Below are 17,147 nucleotides of genomic sequence, written 5' to 3'. Positions count from 1 at the left end.
CGGCGGGGCGGGACGGGTGCGCGGCCCCCGGGTCACGCGTACTCCGTCGGGATCACCGGCTCGCCCCGGGACAGCTGCGTCGCCGAGAGGGGAAGGCCGGCCCGGGCCCGCCGGTGCCGGGCGCGGACCGCGTCCAGGGGCTCGCGCGCCACCACCTCGCCGCCCTTGACCAGCTGGACCAGCAGCTGCCGGTCGGCCAGGGACGACGGGACCGGCCCGGTCCCGACCACCTCCGCCTCCGCCACCCCGTCGGCGTCCACCCGCCGCGCCGCCCACTTGCGGCCGCCGATCGACGTCTTGCCGCCCGAGGACTTCTTCGCGACCGGCACCAGCGGGGCCTTCGGGTCCGCCGACTCCGCCCGCGCGACCAGCTTGTAGACCATCGAGCAGGTCGGGTGCCCGCTGCCCGTGACCAGCTGCGTGCCCACGCCGTACGCGTCCACCGGGGCCGCCGCCAGCGAGGCGATGGCGTACTCGTCCAGGTCGGAGGTGACCACGATCCGCGTGTCCGTCGCCCCCAGCTCGTCGAGCTGCTGGCGCACGCGGTGCGCGACCAGCAGCAGGTCGCCGGAGTCGATCCGGACCGCGCCCAGCCCCGTCCCGGCGACCTCCACCGCCGTGCGGACGGCCTCGGCGACGTCGTACGTGTCCACCAGCAGGGTGGTGCCGGAGCCCAGCGAGGCCACCTGCGCGGTGAACGCGTCCCGCTCGCTGTCGTGCAGCAGGGTGAAGGCGTGCGCGCTGGTGCCGACCGTCGGGATCCCGTAGCGGAACCCGGCCGCGAGGTCGGAGGTCGAGGTGAAGCCGCCCACGTACGCGGCCCGCGAGGCCGCGACCGCCGCCAGCTCGTGCGTGCGGCGCGCGCCCATCTCGATCAGCGGCCGGTCGCCCGCCGCCGAGGCCATCCGGGAGGCGGCGGCCGCGATCGCCGAGTCGTGGTTGAGGATCGACAGGACGACCGTCTCCAGCAGCACGCACTCGGCGAAGCTGCCCTCGACGCGCAGCACCGGGGACCCGGGGAAGTAGACCTCCCCCTCCGGGTAGCCCCAGATGTCACCCGAGAAGCGGTACGAGGCCAGCCAATCCAGGGTCCGCATGTCGACGACGGCCCGCTCGCGCAGGAACTCCAGCACCGCTCCGTCGAAGCGGAAGTTCTCCACGGCGTCCAGGACGCGCCCGGTCCCCGCCAGGACGCCGTAGCGGCGCCCCTCGGGCAGCCGCCGGGTGAAGACCTCGAAGACGGAGCGTCGGTCGGCCGTGCCGTTGGCCAGGGCGGCCTGCAGCATCGTGAGCTCGTAGTGGTCGGTGAAGAGCGCTGTCGACGGCACGTCCACCGGCAGGCCCAGGTCCGCAGGGTTCATGACACGGATGCTAGCGCACATTTCGTCAAAGTGACGAGATGTGGGGCCGGGGGTGGCGCGGGGGCCCGTTTGTGCGACGGGCCCGTCACAGTGGCAGCATGGGACAAGTGAGTGTTGCTCCCATTGAGATCGAACGGACCGAGTCGGCAGAGGAGACCTTCGCGGTCCCGGAACCGGACGTCCCCTGGGTGACCCTGGTCCACAACGACCCGGTCAACCTCATGAGCTACGTGACGTACGTGTTCCAGGCGTACTTCGGCTACCCCAAGGACAAGGCGACCAGGCTGATGCTCGACGTCCACAACAAGGGACGGGCGGTCGTCTCCAGCGGCACCCGCGAGGAGATGGAGCGCGACGTGCAGGCGATGCACGGCTACGGGCTCTGGGCGACCCTCTCGCAGGACCGCACCTGATGGGCGGCGTGTTCGAGCCGCTGAAGGGCGGCGGGGCCGCCGTCGCGCTGGACGAGATCGAGATCTCCATCCTGCGCTCCCTCGCGGTGCAGCTGCTGGAGCTGATCGGCCCCGGCGAGCCGGAGCCCGCCGAGGACGCCGACCCGCTGGCCGTGCTGTTCGCCGCCGAGGGGCCCACCGAGCCCCCGTCCGACCCGGCGCTGGCCCGGCTGTTCCCCGACGCCTACGGGGGCCCCGGCGCGGGCCCCGGTGAGGACCCGGAGGAGGTGCGCGCCCGTTCGGCGGAGTTCCGCCGCTTCACCGAGAACGACCTGCGCACCCGCAAGCGGGAGGACGCGCTGGCCGTCGTGCGCAGCCTCGACGCGCTCACCCCGGGCGGCGACGGGGCGGCGGTGCTGGAGCTGGGCGGGGAGCTGCCGCTGCGCTGGCTCGGCGCCCTCAACGACCTGCGGCTGACCATCGCGGCCCGGCTGGAGATCGCCGACGACGAGCAGAGCGGGGAGCTGTACCGGCTGCCGGACGAGGACCCGCGCAAGCCGATGGTGATGGCGTACCTCTGGCTGGGCGGCCTCCAGGAAACCCTCGTCGAGACCCTCTGAGGACCCCGGGGACCCCCGGTTGCGCACACCGTTCGCTCAGCGGACGCTCAAATCCGGATAACGATCAGATCACCGCCATGCGGTGATCTGATCTATTTCAGGTCGTATGTCCGGATTTAAACCCTCCCTGCGTCGCATTTCGCCCCTTCCTCCTCCCCTAAGCGCGTGATAAATCTTCACGACCGCCGCCGGGACGCCACCCATGTCCCCCGGCCCGCTTGAACCGGCTGACCGCCGGGTGCAACTCCATCCGTATCCGGGGGGATCGAGGACCCGATCCGCAGCCGTCTCAGGCGCGGGTCGGCGTGGAGAAAGGCGCACCAAACATGACCTCTGTGCAGGTCGAGCAGCACGACAGGACGCCCGGCGAGGGCGCGCAGGGCGAGGGCGACGGCGAGGGTTACCACCGCGCGCTCGGCGCCCGCCAGATCCAGATGATCGCGATCGGCGGGGCCATCGGCACCGGCCTGTTCCTGGGCGCGGGCAAGGCGATCTCGAAGGCCGGGCCCAGCCTGATCCTGGCCTACGCGATCGTCGGCCTGGTCATCTTCTTCATCATGCGGGCCCTGGGCGAGCTGCTCATGTACCGCCCCGTCTCGGGCTCCTTCTCCGACTACGCCCGCGAGTTCCTCGGCCCGTTCTGGGGCTACGCGACCGGCTGGACGTACTGGCTGTTCTGGGTCGTCACCGGCATCACCGAGGTGACCGCCGCCGCGAAGTACATGTCGTACTGGACGCACGACAGCTTCCCGCAGTGGGCCTACGCGCTGATCTTCACGGTCATCCTCTACGCCGCCAACCTGATCTCCGTGAAGCTCTTCGGCGAGCTGGAGTTCTGGTTCTCCATGGTCAAGGTCACCGCCATCGTCGGCATGATCCTGATCTGCGCAGGCATCCTCACCGTGGGCTTCTCCGACGCCGCCGCCGGCGCCTCCGTCTCCAACCTCTGGAACGACCGCGGCTTCTTCCCGAACGGCATCGGCGAGACGCTGATGACCCTGCAGATCGTCGTGTTCGCCTTCCTCGCGGTCGAGCTGGTCGGCGTCACCGCCGGCGAGTCCAAGGACCCGGCGAAGACCCTGCCCAAGGCCATCAACACCGTGCCGTGGCGCATCGCCGTCTTCTACGTCGGCGCGCTCATCATGATCATGTCGGTCATCCCGTGGTCCAACTTCAAGGCCGGCGAGAGCCCCTTCGTCCTCGCCTTCGAGAAGATGGGCCTGGGCGTCGGCGCGGCGATCGTCAACTTCGTCGTCCTGACCGCGGCCCTGTCCTCCTGCAACTCGGGCATGTACTCCACCGGCCGCATGCTGCGCGACCTCGCGCTCAACGGCCAGGGCCCGAAGTTCTTCACCAAGCTCACCAAGAGCGGCACCCCGCTCGTCGGCACCACCTTCTCCGCCGCCCTCATGCTCGTCGGCGTCTGGATCAACTACGTCGCCCCCGGCAAGGCCTTCGACTACGTCGTCTCCTTCGCCACCATCTCCGGCATGTGGGCCTGGATCGTCATCCTCGTCTGCCAGATCCGCTACCGCGCCAAGGCCGACCGCGGCGAGCTGCCCCAGTCGACCTTCCGCACCCCCGGCGCGCCGTACACCAGCTACTTCTCGCTGGCCTTCATCGGCATGGTCATCGTGATGATGGGCCTCGACAAGGACTCCCGCGTCTCGCTGTACTGCGCCCCGCTGTGGGGTCTGATCCTCGGCGTGTCCTACCTCGTCCTCAAGGCCCGCAACCCCAGCGGGACCGCGTTCGAGAAGGCCTCGACCTCCGCGTAGCCGAGCCGCGCACAGCGGGTCCGCGCCGCGGGTCCCGGCCGCCTGTCACGGCCGGGAACCGCGCCCCCGCGGACCTCGTGTCCAGGCCGTGTTGTCCAAGATATGGGCCCTCCCGTACCACACCTCGGTACGGGAGGGCCCGTCTGCATATCCTGTGGCCCATGCTGACCCTCACCCAGGACCTGTACGACCGGATCGTCGAGCACGCCCGCAAGGACCACCCCGACGAGGCGTGCGGCGTCGTGGCCGGCCCGGCGGGCGCCGGCCGCCCGGAGCGGTTCATCCCGATGCTCAACGCGGCCCGCTCGCCCACGTTCTACGAGTTCGACTCGAAGGACCTGCTGAAGCTCTACCGCGAACTCGACGACCGGGACGAAGAGCCCGTGATCGTCTACCACTCGCACACCGCGACCGAGGCCTACCCCTCGCGCACCGACGTCACCTACGCCAACGAGCCCGGCGCCCACTACGTCCTGGTCTCCACGGCCGACACCGACGGCCTCGGCGAGTTCCAGTTCCGCTCGTACCGCATCGTCGACGGTGTGATCACGGAGGAAGAAGTGCAGGTCGTCGAGGCCTACTGACCACCATGTGAGCCGATGGCGTCCACGATGCGGGATCACACTCCAAACGGGGGACCGGGAATCGTTAACATGACCGCATGGTTTCCCACGACGTGAGCATCGAGACGCCCGGCAGGCTGCTGCTCGTGGCGCGGCTGCACGTCGACCTGTGCCGCCTCGCCAGCGCCATCTGTCCTGCCGCCTGAGCACCACGGCCCCGCGCGCGGGCCGCACGAGAGCGCGCCCTCACGCTTCCTCACCCTCCTCCTTCACGACACTGGAGCCCGCTGCCATGGCCATCGAGGTCCGCATCCCCACCATCCTCCGCACCTACACCGACGGCGAGAAGGCCGTGAACGGCGAGGGCGCCACCCTCTCCGAGCTGTTCGCGGACCTGGAGACCCGTCACAAGGGCATCGAGGCGCGCCTGCTGGAGGACGGCAAGCTGCGCCGCTTCGTGAACGTCTACCTCAACGACGAGGACGTCCGCTTCATCGACGGCATCGCCACCGCCCTCAAGGACGGCGACAGCGTCACCATCCTCCCGGCCGTGGCCGGCGGCTCGAAGTAATGCGCTACGACTCCCCGCTCGCGGCGGTCGGCAACACCCCGCTGGTCCGCCTGCCGCGGCTGTCCCCCTCGGAGGACGTCCGGATCTGGGCCAAGCTGGAGGACCGCAACCCGACCGGCTCGATCAAGGACCGCCCGGCGCTCCACATGATCGAGCAGGCGGAGAAGGACGGCCGGCTCTTCCCCGGCTGCACCATCCTGGAGCCCACCTCCGGCAACACCGGCATCTCGCTCGCGATGGCCGCGAAGCTCAAGGGCTACCGGATCGTGTGCGTCATGCCGGAGAACACCTCGCAGGAGCGCCGCGACCTTCTCGCGATGTGGGGAGCCGAGATCATCTCGTCGCCGGCCGCGGGAGGCTCCAACACCGCGGTGCGGGTGGCGAAGGAACTGGCGGCGGAGCACCCCGACTGGGTGATGCTCTACCAGTACGGCAACCCGGACAACGCGGGCGCCCACTACGCCACCACCGGCCCCGAGATCCTGGCGGACCTCCCCTCGATCACCCACTTCGTGGCCGGCCTGGGCACGACGGGCACCCTGATGGGCGTCGGCCGCTACCTGCGCGAGCAGGTGCCCGGGGTCAAGATCGTGGCCGCGGAGCCGCGGTACGACGACCTCGTCTACGGCCTGCGCAACCTCGACGAGGGCTTCGTCCCCGAGCTGTACGACGCCTCGGTCCTGACGACCCGCTACTCGGTGGGCTCGGCGGACGCGGTGACCCGCACCCGTGAACTCCTCCAGCAGGAGGGCATCTTCGCGGGCGTCTCCACCGGCGCCGCCCTGCACGCGGCCATCGGCGTCGGCCGCAAGGCGGTCGCCGCCGGCGAGAGCGCCGACATCGTGTTCGTCGTCGCCGACGGCGGCTGGAAGTACCTGTCGACGGGCGTCTACACGGCGGCGACGACGGAGGAGGCCATCGAGGTCCTCCAGGGCCAGCTCTGGGCGTAGGCCCCCGGGGGGCTCCGCCCCGCAGCCCCGGCGGGGCTGCTCCCAGCCCCGCCGGCGTTCGAGGCGACGGGCGCGGAGCCGCCCGTACGGGGTCGGGGGCGGAGCCCCCGGAAACGGTGAAAGGGCGGGCAGGGGGCCGGCTCCGCGCAGCGGCAGCCCGCACCCGTGCCACCCCGACCGGGGCGGCAGCCCGCACCCGTGCCCCCCGACCGGCGGCAGCCCGCACCCGTGGCACCCGCGGACCGGCGGCGCCGCCCGGCCCGGTGTCACGGCGCCAGGTGCTCCGCCAGGATCGCGGCGTGGCTGTCCGCCGGGTCGCGGACCGCGGTGAGCAGCGTCAGCGGGCCGGCCGCCGCGAGCGAGCGGAGCCGGTCCAGCCCCGCCCCCGCCCCCGCCCCCGCGAGCTCCTCCTCGTACCGCACCCGGAACTCCGCCGGCGACCCGCCCCCGTGGAACCACTTCCGCAGCTCCGTCGACGGCGCGAGCTCTTTCGGCCACTCGTCCACCGCGGCCGCCTCCTTCGACAGCCCGCGCGGCCACAGCCGGTCCACGAGCACCCGCACGCCGTCCGCCTCCGGTTCGGGGGGATCGTAGACGCGCCGCAGCCTGATGTTCCGCCCGGTCATCCGGTACCGCCTCCCAGCCCCTTGGCCTCGTCCCACAGCGCCGGGTCCAGCGTGCCCAGCCGCTGCCGGAACTCCCACACCGACACCTCCTGCGGCCGGTCCGCCTCCAGGAAGCCGCCGCGGCCCCCGACCCCCGCCATGCCCGGCGGCAGCGGGACGACCCCGGGCCGCCGGTCGTCGTACTTGCCCACGATCCACGCCACCCGCGCCGACTCCCGGTGCGGCCGCGCCGACAGCACCAGGCACGGCCGCCCGTCCGCCAGGCACCACAGCTCACCGGGCCGCACCCGCGGCGGCGGCCCGAGCCCGTGCGGCGGCGCCGGGGGCGCGGCCGCCCGCCTCCTGACGTGCCGGGGGACCAGCACCGCCACCACCACGGCGACCGCCGCCACCACGGCGAACCACCAGGACGTGTCCATGAACCGACCGTAGCCGCGACGGCCACCCCCGGCGCGGCAGCGACGCGGCAACGCACGTACCCGCCGTCGCTCCCCTGGGTGACAGCACAGGTGATTCCCCCCACAACGGCCTGCCGCGGAGGAGCGACCGGAGGTTTCGCGCCTTACGCTCGACGCACGCACGGCCCGCACTCCGTCCACGGACCGTCCACGGAGGTTCACGCTCCATGAAGCTCACCGTCGTCGGCTGTTCGGGGTCCTTCCCGTCAGCGGATTCGGCTTGTTCGAGCTATCTCGTCGAGGCCGACGGCTTCCGGCTGCTCCTCGACATGGGCAACGGCTCCCTCGGCGCGCTCCAGCAGCACTGCGGCCTGTACGACCTCGACGCGGTCTTCCTGAGCCATCTGCACGCCGACCACTGCATCGACATGTGCGCCTACTTCGTCGCCCGCTACTACCGCCACGAGGGCGGCCGCTGCGCCCCCCTGCCGGTGTACGGGCCGGAGGGCACCGAGCAGCGGCTGACCACGGCCTACGACGACGTCCCGGACGAGCGCTCCATGAGCGAGGTCTTCGACTTCCGCACGCTGAAGTCCGCCGCCTTCGAGATCGGCCCGTTCACGGTCCGCACCGAGCGGGTCAGCCACCCGGTCGAGTCGTACGGGATCCGCGTCGAGCACGGCGGGCGGGTGCTGGCGTACTCCGGGGACACCGGGGTCTGCCCCGAGCTGGGGACGCTGGCCGAGGGCGCGGACCTGTTCCTGTGCGAGGCCTCCTTCACGTACGGCAAGGAGGCCATCCCGGACCTCCACCTCAACGGCCGCGAGGCCGGCGAGTACGCGCGCGACGGCCGGGTCGGGCGGCTCGTGCTGACGCACATCCCGCCGTGGACCGACGCCGGGCAGAACCTGGCGGACGCCCGCGCGGTCTACGACGGCCGCGTCGACCTCGCGCAGGCCGGCGCCGTCTACGAGGTCTGATACGAACGACGGAGCCCCCGCCCTCCCTTCCGGGAGAGCGGGGGCTCCGTCGCGTAGTGCCGCCTACGAAACCTACTTGGCCTCGGCCTTCGCCAGCTCCGCGAGCTCCTCGTCGGACTCGCGGCCCGGCGTCGGCAGGTTCCACTTGGTGATCGCGAAGCGGAAGATCACGTAGTAGAGCGCCGCGAAGCAGAGGCCGACCAGCGCCAGCCCGGCCGGGTTCGTGGCCTTGCCGAGGTTCAGCAGGTAGTCGATGGCGCCGGCGGAGAAGCCGAAGCCGTCCTTCATGCCCAGCGCCCAGGTGAGGGCCATGGAGACACCGGTCAGGACCGCGTGGACGGCGTAGAGCACCGGCGCGATGAACATGAAGGTGAACTCGATGGGCTCGGTCACGCCGGTGACGAACGAGGTCAGCGCGAGGGAGAGCATCATGCCGCCGACGACCTTGCGGCGCTCGGGGCGGGCGCAGTGGACGATCGCGAGGCACGCGGCCGGCAGGGCGAACATCATGATCGGGAAGAAGCCGGTCATGAACTGTCCGGCGCTCGGGTCGCCGGCGAGGAAGCGGGCGATGTCGCCGCTCTTGCCGTTGTACTCGCCCGCCTGGAACCACGGGAAGGAGTTGAGCAGGTGGTGCATGCCGACCGCGATCAGACCGCGGTTGGCGACGCCGAAGATGCCCGCGCCGACGGCGCCGGAACCGACGAGCCACTCACCGAAGCTGTGCAGACCCGTGCCGAGGACCGGCCAGATGAGGCCGAAGACGATGCCGATCAGCAGGCCGGCGAAGGCCGAGAGGATCGGGACCAGGCGGCGGCCGCCGAAGAAGCCCGCCCACTCGGGGAGCTTGGTCCGGTAGAACTTCTGGTAGATCAGGGCGACCACGAGGCCCATGACGACGCCGCCGAGGACCTTGGCGTCCACCGGCGCCTCGACCATGGCGATCTTCCCGTCGACCACCTTGGCGATCTTCGGGAGGTTGGAGTCGGTGAACGTGGCGAGCACGTTCTTGAAGACCAGGTAGCCGGTGACGGCGGCCAGGGCCGTCGAGCCGTCCGACTTCTTCGCGTAGCCGATCGCGATGCCCACGGCGAACAGCAGCGCCATGTTGTCCAGGATCGCGCCGCCGCCCGCGGACATGTAGCCGGCGATCTTGTTGATGAACTCCGGCATCGAGGCCGAGCCCAGCATGTCCTTGTCGCCGAGGCGGACCAGCAGTGCGGCGGCCGGCAGCACCGCGACGGGGAGCATGAGGCTCCGGCCGATGCGCTGCATGACGGCCATCACGCCAGCGCCCTTCTTCTTCTCCGCAGCGGTCGCTGTGGACATGGGCTTCCTCCAGTGGGCAAGGCGCTGCCAGGGACAGGGGAGAATGGGGTGGCGGCGTCTCGGAAGAGACCACTGGCTGCTCCGCAGCGGCATGGTCTACACCATTAGGTGGTGTAGACCAGTTGTAGCACGGTCGGGGTTAGATAAGGAACCTTCGATTTTGTGTGGCCTAGGCCACAGGACGAAGGGCCTCCGGATCGCTGGATCCGAAGGCCCGGGCCTTGCGTCACAAGGGGCTCGCCCCCAGGGCTACGCCTTGGTGTTCTCCCTCCGCATCGCCTCGATCTCCTCGTCCGACTCCCGCCCCGGCGTCGGGATCCCGAACTTCGTGATCGCGAAGCGGAACACGACGTAGTACACCGCCGCGAAGCACAGCCCGATCGGAATGATCAGCAGCGGTTTCGTCGCCAGGCTGAAGTTGATGACGTAGTCGATCAGACCCGCGGAGAAGGCGAAGCCGTCGTGGACCCCCAGCGCCCACGACACCGCCATCGACACGCCCGTCAGCACCGCGTGCACCGCGTACAGCACCGGCGCCACGAAGAGGAACGAGTACTCGATCGGCTCCGTGATCCCCGTGACGAACGAGGTCAGCCCGACCGACAGCATCAGACCCGCCACCTCCTTGCGCCGCTGCGGCTTCGCACAGTGGGTGATCGCCAGCGCCGCCGCGGGCAGCGCGAACATCATGATCGGGAAGAAGCCGGTCGTGAACTGCCCCGCGTCCGGGTCGCCCGCCAGGAACATGTTGATGTCACCGTGCACCGTCGTCCCGTCCGGCTTGGTGTAGCTGCCGAACTGGAACCACACCGGCACGTTCAGGAACTGGTGCAGCCCGACCACCAGCAACGCCCGGTTCGCCACCCCGAAGACGCCCGACCCCCAGGGCCCCAGCCGCGTCAGCCAGTCGGAGAAGCTCTCCAGCGCACCGCCCACCGGCGGCCAGATCCACAGGCACAGCGCCGCGAACGCGATCGCCACGAACGACATGACGATCGGCACCAGCCGACGGCCGTTGAAGAAGCCCAGCCAGTCGACCAGCCTCACCCGGTGGAAACGCTGCCAGAACCAGGCGGTCAGCAGGCCCATGACGATGCCGCCGAACACCCCCGGGTTCTGGTACGTGAACTCCACGAACGTGTTGTTCGGCCCCAGGCAGCCGCCGCGGATGTCGACGGTCCCGGCCGGACAGACATTGGGGAACGCGTGCAGCACGCCCCGGTAGACGAGGAAGCCCGCCACCGCGGCCAGCGCCGTCGAACCGTCCGCCTTCTTCGCCATCCCGATCGAGACGCCGACGCAGAAGAGCAGCGGCAGGCCGATGTCCGCGTTCAGCAGCGCGCCGCCCGCGGCCGCCATCACCTTCGCCACGACCGTCCACCCCAGGCCCTCCTCGCCCAGGACCCGGACCTGCCCCAGCCCGATCAGCAGCCCGGCCGCCGGCAGCACCGCGATCGGCAGCTGGAGACTGCGCCCCATCTTCTGCAGCCCCGGGTACAGGCCGCTCCACCACTTCGGCTGCGGTGCCGCCTCGGCACTGCTCGCGCTCATCCGCGTCCTCCCTGTGCCGGGCCCGTTTGGGCAGCCGCAGCACGTGCGGCACACTGGTGTAGACCAGTTGTGGGCAGGGTGCTGTTGATCGTCATCATTCGGCAGGCATCCCGCTCCCGCTCGCGTAGATGGGCCAACCGTGAGCTACCGTGACGAAGCGGACGCAGCTGGTTACGGCCGCCGAGACTCGTTCTTCGCCACACTCAGGGAGAAACACATGGCCACCAAGGCTGAGAAGATCGTCGCCGGGCTCGGCGGAATCGAGAACATCGAAGAGGTCGAGGGCTGCATCACCCGCCTGCGCACCGAGGTCGTCAACCCCGACCTCGTCGACGAAGCCGCCCTCAAGGCCGCCGGCGCCCACGGCGTCGTCAGGATGGGCACCGCCGTCCAGGTCGTCATCGGCACCGACGCCGACCCCATCGCCGGCGAGATCGAAGACATGATGTGAACCGCCCCCGCACCACCGCATGACGAGGACCCCGCACCGGCCCGACCGGACGGGGTCCACCCGTACCCCGCCGCACCCGCACCCGCACCACCCCCGCCCCCGCCCGTACTCCCGCCCGTCACCCGGCCCGTCCCCGCAACGACTAGGCTCACAGCCATGTCTCGCATCGACGGCCGCACGCCCGAACAGCTCCGCCCGGTCACCATCGAACGCGGATGGAGCAAGCACGCCGAGGGCTCCGTCCTCATCTCCTTCGGAGACACCAAGGTCTTCTGCACCGCCTCCTTCACCGAAGGCGTCCCGCGCTGGCGCAAGGGCAGCGGCGAAGGCTGGGTCACCTCCGAGTACTCGATGCTGCCCCGCTCCACCAACACCCGCGGCGACCGCGAATCCGTCCGCGGCAAGATCGGCGGCCGCACCCACGAGATCTCCCGCCTCATCGGCCGCTCGCTGCGTGCCGTCATCGACTACAAGGCCCTCGGCGAGAACACCATCGTCCTCGACTGCGACGTCCTCCAGGCCGACGGCGGCACCCGCACCGCCGCCATCACCGGCGCCTACGTCGCCCTCGCCGACGCCATCGCCTGGGGCCAGCAGAAGAAGCTGATCAAGGCCGGCCGCAAGCCCCTCACCGGCACCGTCGCCGCCGTCAGCGTCGGCATCGTCGACGGCGTCCCCCTCCTCGACCTCTGCTACGAGGAGGACGTCCGCGCCGAGACCGACATGAACGTCGTCTGCACCGGCGACGGCCGCTTCGTCGAGGTCCAGGGCACCGCCGAGGGCGAGCCCTTCGACCGCAAGGAGCTCAACGCCCTCCTCGACCTCGCCGCCGGCGGCTGCGCCGACCTCGAAGCCCTCCAGCTCGCCGCCCTGGACCTCCAGGCCCCGTAGCAACCGCACGGCGCGAGCACGCGTCTACGCCGGTACGGGCGCACGGAGTCATCACCGTGCGCCCGTACCCGTACCCACACCCCCGGGGGGACCCGTATGAACCGCACCCAGCCGAAACTCCGCGTCGCGGCCGTGGCCCTGGCCGCCGCCCTCACCGTCCCGGCCCTCACCTCCTGCGACGCCATCTCCACCGCCATGGACTGCGCCAACACGGCGGTCGCGATAGCCAACAGCGTCGACAACCTCCAGCAGGCCGTCTCGAACGCCGGCAACAGCGTCCAGGACACCCAGAACGCGCTCAACCAGATCGACACGGACCTCAAGAAGATCAAGGACCAGACCGGCAACGCCGACCTCGGCAAGGCCGTCGACTCGATGGCCACGGCCGTCAAGAACGTCCGCACCTCCGTGGAACAGGGCAACACCGCCCCCGACATCAAGCCGGTCGCCGACGCCGCCGCGGAGATCTCCAAGGTCTGCACCCCCGGCTGACGGCCCGGGCCGACCGGGATAATGGCGGCATGACCCGCCTGATCCTCGCCACCCGCAACGCGGGCAAAGTCACCGAACTCCGCGCCATCCTGTCCGACGCCGGCCTGCCGCACGAGCTGGTCGGCGCGGACGCGTACCCGGAGGTCCCGGACGTCAAGGAAACCGGCGTCACCTTCGCCGAGAACGCCCTCCTCAAGGCCCACGCCCTGGCCCGGGCCACCGGCCACCCCGCCATCGCCGACGACTCCGGCCTGTGCGTCGACGTCCTGAACGGCGCCCCCGGCATCTTCTCGGCCCGCTGGGCCGGCGCCCACGGCGACGACCGGGCCAACCTGGACCTCCTGCTGAACCAGCTCGGCGACATCGCCGACGAACACCGCGGCGCCCACTTCTTCTGCGCCGCCGCCCTCGCCCTCCCGGACGGCACCGAACGCGTCGTCGAGGGCCGCCTCCTGGGCACCCTGCGCCACACCCCGGCGGGCGACGGCGGCTTCGGCTACGACCCGATCCTCCAGCCCGAGGGCGAGACCCGCACCTGCGCGGAACTCACCCCGGCGGAGAAGAACGCCATCTCCCACCGCGGCCAGGCCTTCCGCGCCCTGATCCCGGTCCTGCACGAACTCCTGGGCTGACTCCGACCGGACAGCCCGAAGGCCCCGCGCGCGGATCCACGGATCCTGCGCACGGGGCCTTCGCGGTGGGCCCGGTGGGACTCGAACCCACGACACACCGGACCTAAACCGGCGCCCTCTGGCCAGCTGGGGTACGGGCCCAACGCGGCTACTTTACTGTGCCCCTCCTCGGGTTGTGCGGTGAGATCGTTTCGCGAACGTTCCTGTCTGGCTATGGCAGGACGGGCAGAGGTAGCGCAGGTTCTCGCGGCGGTTGTCCAGCCTGTCTCCGTTGATGTGGTCGATCTCCAGAACGAGCCGCTTGCCCTGCCAGGTGTCGTCGGTTCCGCATTCCTCGCAGACATGCGGTATGCCGAGGTCATCCAGCGCACGGCGCAGCACGGCGGTCTTCTCGCGGGCCGATCCGGCATCCAGACGCCGCAGGATGGCCTCGGCTGACCTGCGCGTCGGGGACGGGCGTCCCACGGTGTGGCCTTGCCCGGTGAAGTGCGCCGTCGACAGGCCGTACTCCTCGAAGCTCCGCCGGGCGCGTGCCCGTCCCCCACCGCCCGACTCGGGTTGCCCCAGCGATCGCATCACGCCAGCCATGCTCCGAGACTCGGCGACGGCACGGGTGATCTCATCACGTCCGAAGAGGCGTTCGCCCCGACCTGGTTGGCGGAGGAAGTGCGAGGTGTCGATCCCGAATGCATCGAGCTTTTTTCGGAGGTGCTTGAACACGCTGCCGTAGGGGACGACGCCCATGCGGTCGAGCATCTCGTTGAGGGTGGCCGAGCGGGCTGCGGCCTCGGCCAGACGCTCCTTCGTGTAGGACTGCGGTATCCGGGCAGGAAGAGCCTCCTCGCGGAAGTGCGAAGTGTCGATCCCGTAGTGGGCCAGCCGCTTGCGCAGGTAGTTGCGGGGGCTGCTGGTGAGCGGGGCGCCAAGGCGCCGCATGAGATCAACGAGGCTGGTGGCGTCCCGCGCCGTCTCCGTGAGCAGATCGCGTGTGTATCGCGGGCGCTTCATGAGGCCCTCCGGCGCTTCCGCCCGCGGTACGTGTCGGTCACTGCGTGACAGTTGGGGCAGAGGAGCCGCAGGTTCTCCGGCCGGTTGTCCCACCAGTCGCCGTTGACGTGATCGACTTCGTGGCGCAGCGGGCTGCCGTTCCACTCCACCCCGACACCGCAGTCCGCGCACTCCTCCGGCACGCCGGAGTTGAGGAGGGCCCGGCGCAGCCGCTCTCCCGGGACCCGCCCGTCCTCGGGCGCCCTCAGGGCGAGCACGGGTCCCAGGGTTCCCTTCGGGCGTGGCCGCCGTGACACCTGGAAGTGTGACGTGTCGATCCCCAGCGCCGCTATGCGTCGGCTGATGTGGGTCTGGTTCCCTCCCGCTTGGCTGATGCCGAGCCGGGCGACCACCTCCTTGACGGAGGCCGACACGGCGACCAGCTCGCGCAGCCGCTCCTCCGTGTGTCGCACCCACCGGGTGGGGAAATGCGAGAAGTCGACACCCGCTTCCGTCATCTTCGCGCGGATGTAGCGCCTGGAGCCCGGTGTCGGCGTGCCTCCGCACCATCGGACCGCGTCGTCGAAGTTCTTCGTTGAGCGGGCCGCCTCTTCCAGGAGTTCCCGCGTGTACCGCACCGCCATCGTTCCCCTCCATGCCGTGCCGTCCCGGCCGCGTGTTCGTGGCCTCGTACGGGCTAACGAACCGGTCTGCGGAGCGTTACGTCCGATAAGCGGAACGGCCCGCACCGGGAGGGTGCGGGCCGTTGTTCGGGGCCGGACGGGGGTCAGATGCCCAGGTCCTTGATGATCTTCGCTACGTGGCCGGTCGCCTTGACGTTGTAGAAGGCGTGCTCGACCTTGCCCTCCTCGTCCACGACCACCGTGGAGCGGATGACCCCGGTCACCGTCTTGCCGTACAGCTTCTTCTCGCCGAAGGCCCCGTACGCCGTCAGGACCTCCTTCTCCGGGTCGCCGACCAGGGTCACCTTCAGGTGCTCCTTCTCGCGGAACTTCGCGAGCTTCTCCGGCTTGTCGGGGGAGACTCCGATGACGTCGTAGCCGGCCGCGGCCAGGACGTCCAGGTTGTCCGTGAAGTCGCAGGCCTGCTTCGTGCAGCCCGGGGTCAGGGCCGCCGGGTAGAAGTACACGATCACCTTGCGGCCCTTGTGGTCGGCGAGCGAGACCTCGTTGCCGTCCGCGTCGGGCAGGGTGAAGGCGGGGGCGGTGACGCCCGGCTGGAGTCGCTCGCTCATGTCAGTGCTCTCCTCGGGAGGGGATCCGTACGGCATGAGCCTAAGCTGACTGAGCTGACAGACTGTCCATGACGGATCAAGCCCACACACGACGACACGACGACGGAGGCAGCGCGGTGCCGGAAGCCAGGACCCCCGCACAGATCGAGGCGGACATCGTCCGCCGCCGGGAGCAGCTCGCCGAGACGCTCGACGAGATCGGCGTGCGCATGCACCCGCAGACGATCATCGGGGACGCGAAGGCCAGGGTCGCCTCGACCGTCGACCACACCCTCGGGCGTGCCGTCGCGCGCGTCAACCGGCTCATCACCGACGTGACGGACGGCCTGCGCGACGAGAACGGCGCCCCGCGCGTCGAGCGGATCGTCCCCGTGGCGCTGCTCGCGGCCGGGGCGGTCGGGCTGGTCGTGGTCTCCGTGCGCCGCAAGCGGTGATGCGCACCCTCCGGCATGCGCCGCGCGCGGGGGCAGGTAGGTTCGGAGCGTGAGCGAGAACACCACCCACGACAAGCTGCCCATCCGCATGCTCCACGACCGCGTGCTCGTGAAGTCCGACACCCCCGAGGGCGAACGGCGCTCGGGCGGCGGGATCCTGATCCCGGCGACGGCCGCGGTGGGCAAGAGGCTCGCCTGGGCCGAGGTGGTCGCGGTCGGGCAGAACGTACGGAGCGTGGAGCCCGGTGACCGTGTGCTGTACGACCCCGAGGACCGTGCCGAGGTCGAGGTGCGCGGGGCGACGTACGTGCTGATGCGCGAGCGGGACCTGCACGCCGTGGCGGCGGAGCGGCTGGAGGGGTCGGAGGACTCCACGGGGCTGTACCTGTAGCAGGGGAGCGGGATGAGGGCTGGTGACCCTGGTCACCAGCCCTTTTTGCATTCCCTTTGCTACGGTGGTGGGGAACCACCCCGACGAGACGCGCCGTACCGGGTAGCTGGACGCAAAGACGACGCACCCCCGTTCCGTTCTCGTCCCGGAGGTGCCTGTCATGGCCTGGGTTCTGCTTCTCGTCGCCGGTCTGCTCGAGGTCGGCTGGTCGATCGGTATGAAGTTCACCGAGGGTTTCACGCGGCTGTGGCCGTCGGTGTTCACCGGTGCCGGGATCGTCGCGAGCATGGTGCTGCTGTCCTACGCTGCCAAGACCCTGCCCATCGGTACGGCGTACGGGGTCTGGGTGGGCATCGGTGCGGCGGGTGCGGCGGTGCTCGGCATGGCGGTGCTGGGGGAGCCCGTGACCGCCGCCCGGATCTTCTTCATCTGTCTGCTGCTGGTCGCGGTGGTGGGGCTGAAGGCCACCTCCGGTCACTGACGACCGGTCCTCCG

Annotated in this window: 23 protein-coding genes, 1 tRNA gene and 1 riboswitch; of the genes, 15 read left to right on the top strand and 9 right to left on the bottom strand. The window is 70.5% G+C overall.

Annotated features, from left to right (window positions below):
• Window positions 1–32 precede the first annotated feature (32 nt).
• Window positions 33–1,361 (bottom strand): nicotinate phosphoribosyltransferase, encoded by a 1,329-nt coding sequence (locus ACIRBY_RS29715; protein WP_403906220.1) that lies wholly within the window; start codon window positions 1,359–1,361, stop codon window positions 33–35.
• 98 nt (window positions 1,362–1,459) lie between these two features.
• Between ACIRBY_RS29715 and clpS the strand changes: the two genes are divergently transcribed.
• From clpS to ACIRBY_RS29680, 7 genes are all read left to right on the top strand, one after another.
• Window positions 1,460–1,774: an ATP-dependent Clp protease adapter ClpS gene (gene clpS / locus ACIRBY_RS29710; protein WP_366452208.1), complete on the top strand. Its 315-nt coding sequence runs from the start codon at window positions 1,460–1,462 to the stop codon at window positions 1,772–1,774.
• Window positions 1,774–2,373 carry a DUF2017 domain-containing protein gene (locus ACIRBY_RS29705; RefSeq protein WP_403906217.1) on the top strand — a complete coding sequence of 200 codons (600 nt, stop codon included), beginning with the start codon at window positions 1,774–1,776 and terminating at the stop codon, window positions 2,371–2,373. Before clpS ends, ACIRBY_RS29705 begins: the two co-directional genes overlap by 1 nt.
• Before the next feature lie 326 nt (window positions 2,374–2,699).
• Entirely contained in the window at window positions 2,700–4,151 is a 1,452-nt protein-coding gene (locus ACIRBY_RS29700) for an amino acid permease (RefSeq protein ID WP_403906214.1), read from the top strand.
• A 161-nt stretch (window positions 4,152–4,312) separates the two neighbouring features.
• Window positions 4,313–4,735 (top strand): Mov34/MPN/PAD-1 family protein, encoded by a 423-nt coding sequence (locus tag ACIRBY_RS29695; protein ID WP_403906212.1) that lies wholly within the window; start codon window positions 4,313–4,315, stop codon window positions 4,733–4,735.
• 77 nt (window positions 4,736–4,812) lie between these two features.
• The gene (locus ACIRBY_RS29690; protein ID WP_311736929.1) at window positions 4,813–4,920 is read left to right on the top strand and encodes a putative leader peptide; all 108 of its coding nucleotides are present in this window, start codon (window positions 4,813–4,815) and stop codon (window positions 4,918–4,920) included.
• 86 nt (window positions 4,921–5,006) lie between these two features.
• Window positions 5,007–5,285, top strand: a complete 279-nt coding sequence (locus ACIRBY_RS29685) for a MoaD/ThiS family protein (protein WP_366452204.1) — start codon at window positions 5,007–5,009, stop codon at window positions 5,283–5,285.
• Window positions 5,285–6,235 carry a cysteine synthase gene (locus tag ACIRBY_RS29680; protein WP_366452203.1) on the top strand — a complete coding sequence of 317 codons (951 nt, stop codon included), beginning with the start codon at window positions 5,285–5,287 and terminating at the stop codon, window positions 6,233–6,235. Before ACIRBY_RS29685 ends, ACIRBY_RS29680 begins: the two co-directional genes overlap by 1 nt.
• Before the next feature lie 266 nt (window positions 6,236–6,501).
• Here the strand turns inward: ACIRBY_RS29680 and ACIRBY_RS29675 are convergent, their stop codons facing one another.
• Window positions 6,502–6,861, bottom strand: a complete 360-nt coding sequence (locus ACIRBY_RS29675; RefSeq protein WP_403906206.1) for a DUF488 domain-containing protein — start codon at window positions 6,859–6,861, stop codon at window positions 6,502–6,504.
• Complete coding sequence (locus ACIRBY_RS29670) at window positions 6,858–7,280, bottom strand: hypothetical protein (protein ID WP_403906203.1); 423 nt, start codon at window positions 7,278–7,280, stop codon at window positions 6,858–6,860. Before ACIRBY_RS29670 ends, ACIRBY_RS29675 begins: the two co-directional genes overlap by 4 nt.
• A gap of 206 nt (window positions 7,281–7,486) precedes the next feature.
• Between ACIRBY_RS29670 and ACIRBY_RS29665 the strand changes: the two genes are divergently transcribed.
• Window positions 7,487–8,239, top strand: a complete 753-nt coding sequence (locus tag ACIRBY_RS29665) for an MBL fold metallo-hydrolase (protein ID WP_403906200.1) — start codon at window positions 7,487–7,489, stop codon at window positions 8,237–8,239.
• Between the two features lie 72 nt (window positions 8,240–8,311).
• Here ACIRBY_RS29665 and ACIRBY_RS29660 read toward each other — a convergent pair whose 3' ends face one another.
• Together ACIRBY_RS29660 and ACIRBY_RS29655 are read right to left on the bottom strand one after the other, a co-directional pair.
• Window positions 8,312–9,568, bottom strand: a complete 1,257-nt coding sequence (locus tag ACIRBY_RS29660) for a PTS transporter subunit EIIC (RefSeq protein WP_403906198.1) — start codon at window positions 9,566–9,568, stop codon at window positions 8,312–8,314.
• 249 nt (window positions 9,569–9,817) lie between these two features.
• Complete coding sequence (locus ACIRBY_RS29655) at window positions 9,818–11,119, bottom strand: PTS transporter subunit EIIC (protein ID WP_403906195.1); 1,302 nt, start codon at window positions 11,117–11,119, stop codon at window positions 9,818–9,820.
• A 139-nt stretch (window positions 11,120–11,258) separates the two neighbouring features.
• On the opposite strand from ACIRBY_RS29655, the gene ACIRBY_RS29650 reads away from it, so the two are divergent.
• The 4 genes from ACIRBY_RS29650 (at window position 11,259) to rdgB (ending at window position 13,585) form a co-directional block, all read left to right on the top strand.
• Window positions 11,259–11,570 (top strand): PTS glucose/sucrose transporter subunit IIB, encoded by a 312-nt coding sequence (locus ACIRBY_RS29650; protein ID WP_281187150.1) that lies wholly within the window; start codon window positions 11,259–11,261, stop codon window positions 11,568–11,570.
• A gap of 156 nt (window positions 11,571–11,726) precedes the next feature.
• The gene (gene rph, locus ACIRBY_RS29645) at window positions 11,727–12,461 is read left to right on the top strand and encodes a ribonuclease PH (RefSeq protein WP_042809242.1); all 735 of its coding nucleotides are present in this window, start codon (window positions 11,727–11,729) and stop codon (window positions 12,459–12,461) included.
• A gap of 96 nt (window positions 12,462–12,557) precedes the next feature.
• Window positions 12,558–12,953 carry a hypothetical protein gene (locus ACIRBY_RS29640; RefSeq protein WP_403906192.1) on the top strand — a complete coding sequence of 132 codons (396 nt, stop codon included), beginning with the start codon at window positions 12,558–12,560 and terminating at the stop codon, window positions 12,951–12,953.
• A 29-nt stretch (window positions 12,954–12,982) separates the two neighbouring features.
• On the top strand, window positions 12,983–13,585 hold the full coding sequence (gene rdgB, locus ACIRBY_RS29635; protein ID WP_403906189.1) for an RdgB/HAM1 family non-canonical purine NTP pyrophosphatase: 603 nt from the start codon (window positions 12,983–12,985) through the stop codon (window positions 13,583–13,585).
• A 66-nt stretch (window positions 13,586–13,651) separates the two neighbouring features.
• Here rdgB and ACIRBY_RS29630 read toward each other — a convergent pair.
• From ACIRBY_RS29630 to bcp, 4 genes are all read right to left on the bottom strand, one after another.
• A tRNA-Leu gene (locus tag ACIRBY_RS29630) sits at window positions 13,652–13,726 on the bottom strand.
• A gap of 12 nt (window positions 13,727–13,738) precedes the next feature.
• Window positions 13,739–14,593, bottom strand: a complete 855-nt coding sequence (locus ACIRBY_RS29625) for an HNH endonuclease (RefSeq protein ID WP_403906186.1) — start codon at window positions 14,591–14,593, stop codon at window positions 13,739–13,741.
• Window positions 14,590–15,216 carry an HNH endonuclease gene (locus tag ACIRBY_RS29620; protein ID WP_403906184.1) on the bottom strand — a complete coding sequence of 209 codons (627 nt, stop codon included), beginning with the start codon at window positions 15,214–15,216 and terminating at the stop codon, window positions 14,590–14,592. Before ACIRBY_RS29620 ends, ACIRBY_RS29625 begins: the two co-directional genes overlap by 4 nt.
• A gap of 143 nt (window positions 15,217–15,359) precedes the next feature.
• Window positions 15,360–15,827, bottom strand: coding sequence for a thioredoxin-dependent thiol peroxidase (gene bcp / locus ACIRBY_RS29615; RefSeq protein WP_390687477.1), 468 nt, complete (start codon window positions 15,825–15,827; stop codon window positions 15,360–15,362).
• A gap of 116 nt (window positions 15,828–15,943) precedes the next feature.
• Here bcp and ACIRBY_RS29610 point away from each other — a divergent pair, with 116 nt between their 5' ends.
• The 3 genes from ACIRBY_RS29610 to ACIRBY_RS29600 all read left to right on the top strand — a co-directional run bounded on the left by ACIRBY_RS29610 (window position 15,944) and on the right by ACIRBY_RS29600 (window position 17,133).
• Window positions 15,944–16,261 (top strand): DUF3618 domain-containing protein, encoded by a 318-nt coding sequence (locus tag ACIRBY_RS29610; RefSeq protein ID WP_403906181.1) that lies wholly within the window; start codon window positions 15,944–15,946, stop codon window positions 16,259–16,261.
• A gap of 49 nt (window positions 16,262–16,310) precedes the next feature.
• Window positions 16,311–16,652 (top strand): co-chaperone GroES, encoded by a 342-nt coding sequence (locus tag ACIRBY_RS29605; RefSeq protein ID WP_042809247.1) that lies wholly within the window; start codon window positions 16,311–16,313, stop codon window positions 16,650–16,652.
• 59 nt (window positions 16,653–16,711) lie between these two features.
• A riboswitch (guanidine-III (ykkC-III) riboswitch) is annotated at window positions 16,712–16,780 on the top strand.
• A gap of 32 nt (window positions 16,781–16,812) precedes the next feature.
• Window positions 16,813–17,133 (top strand): multidrug efflux SMR transporter, encoded by a 321-nt coding sequence (locus ACIRBY_RS29600; protein WP_030158619.1) that lies wholly within the window; start codon window positions 16,813–16,815, stop codon window positions 17,131–17,133.
• Window positions 17,134–17,147 lie beyond the last annotated feature (14 nt).

The sequence above is a fragment of the Streptomyces sp. NPDC096136 genome (assembly GCF_044763325.1).
Classification (GTDB): domain Bacteria; phylum Actinomycetota; class Actinomycetes; order Streptomycetales; family Streptomycetaceae; genus Streptomyces.
Note: the sequence above shows the minus strand (reverse complement) of the source record. Positions and strands in the feature narration are given on the sequence as shown.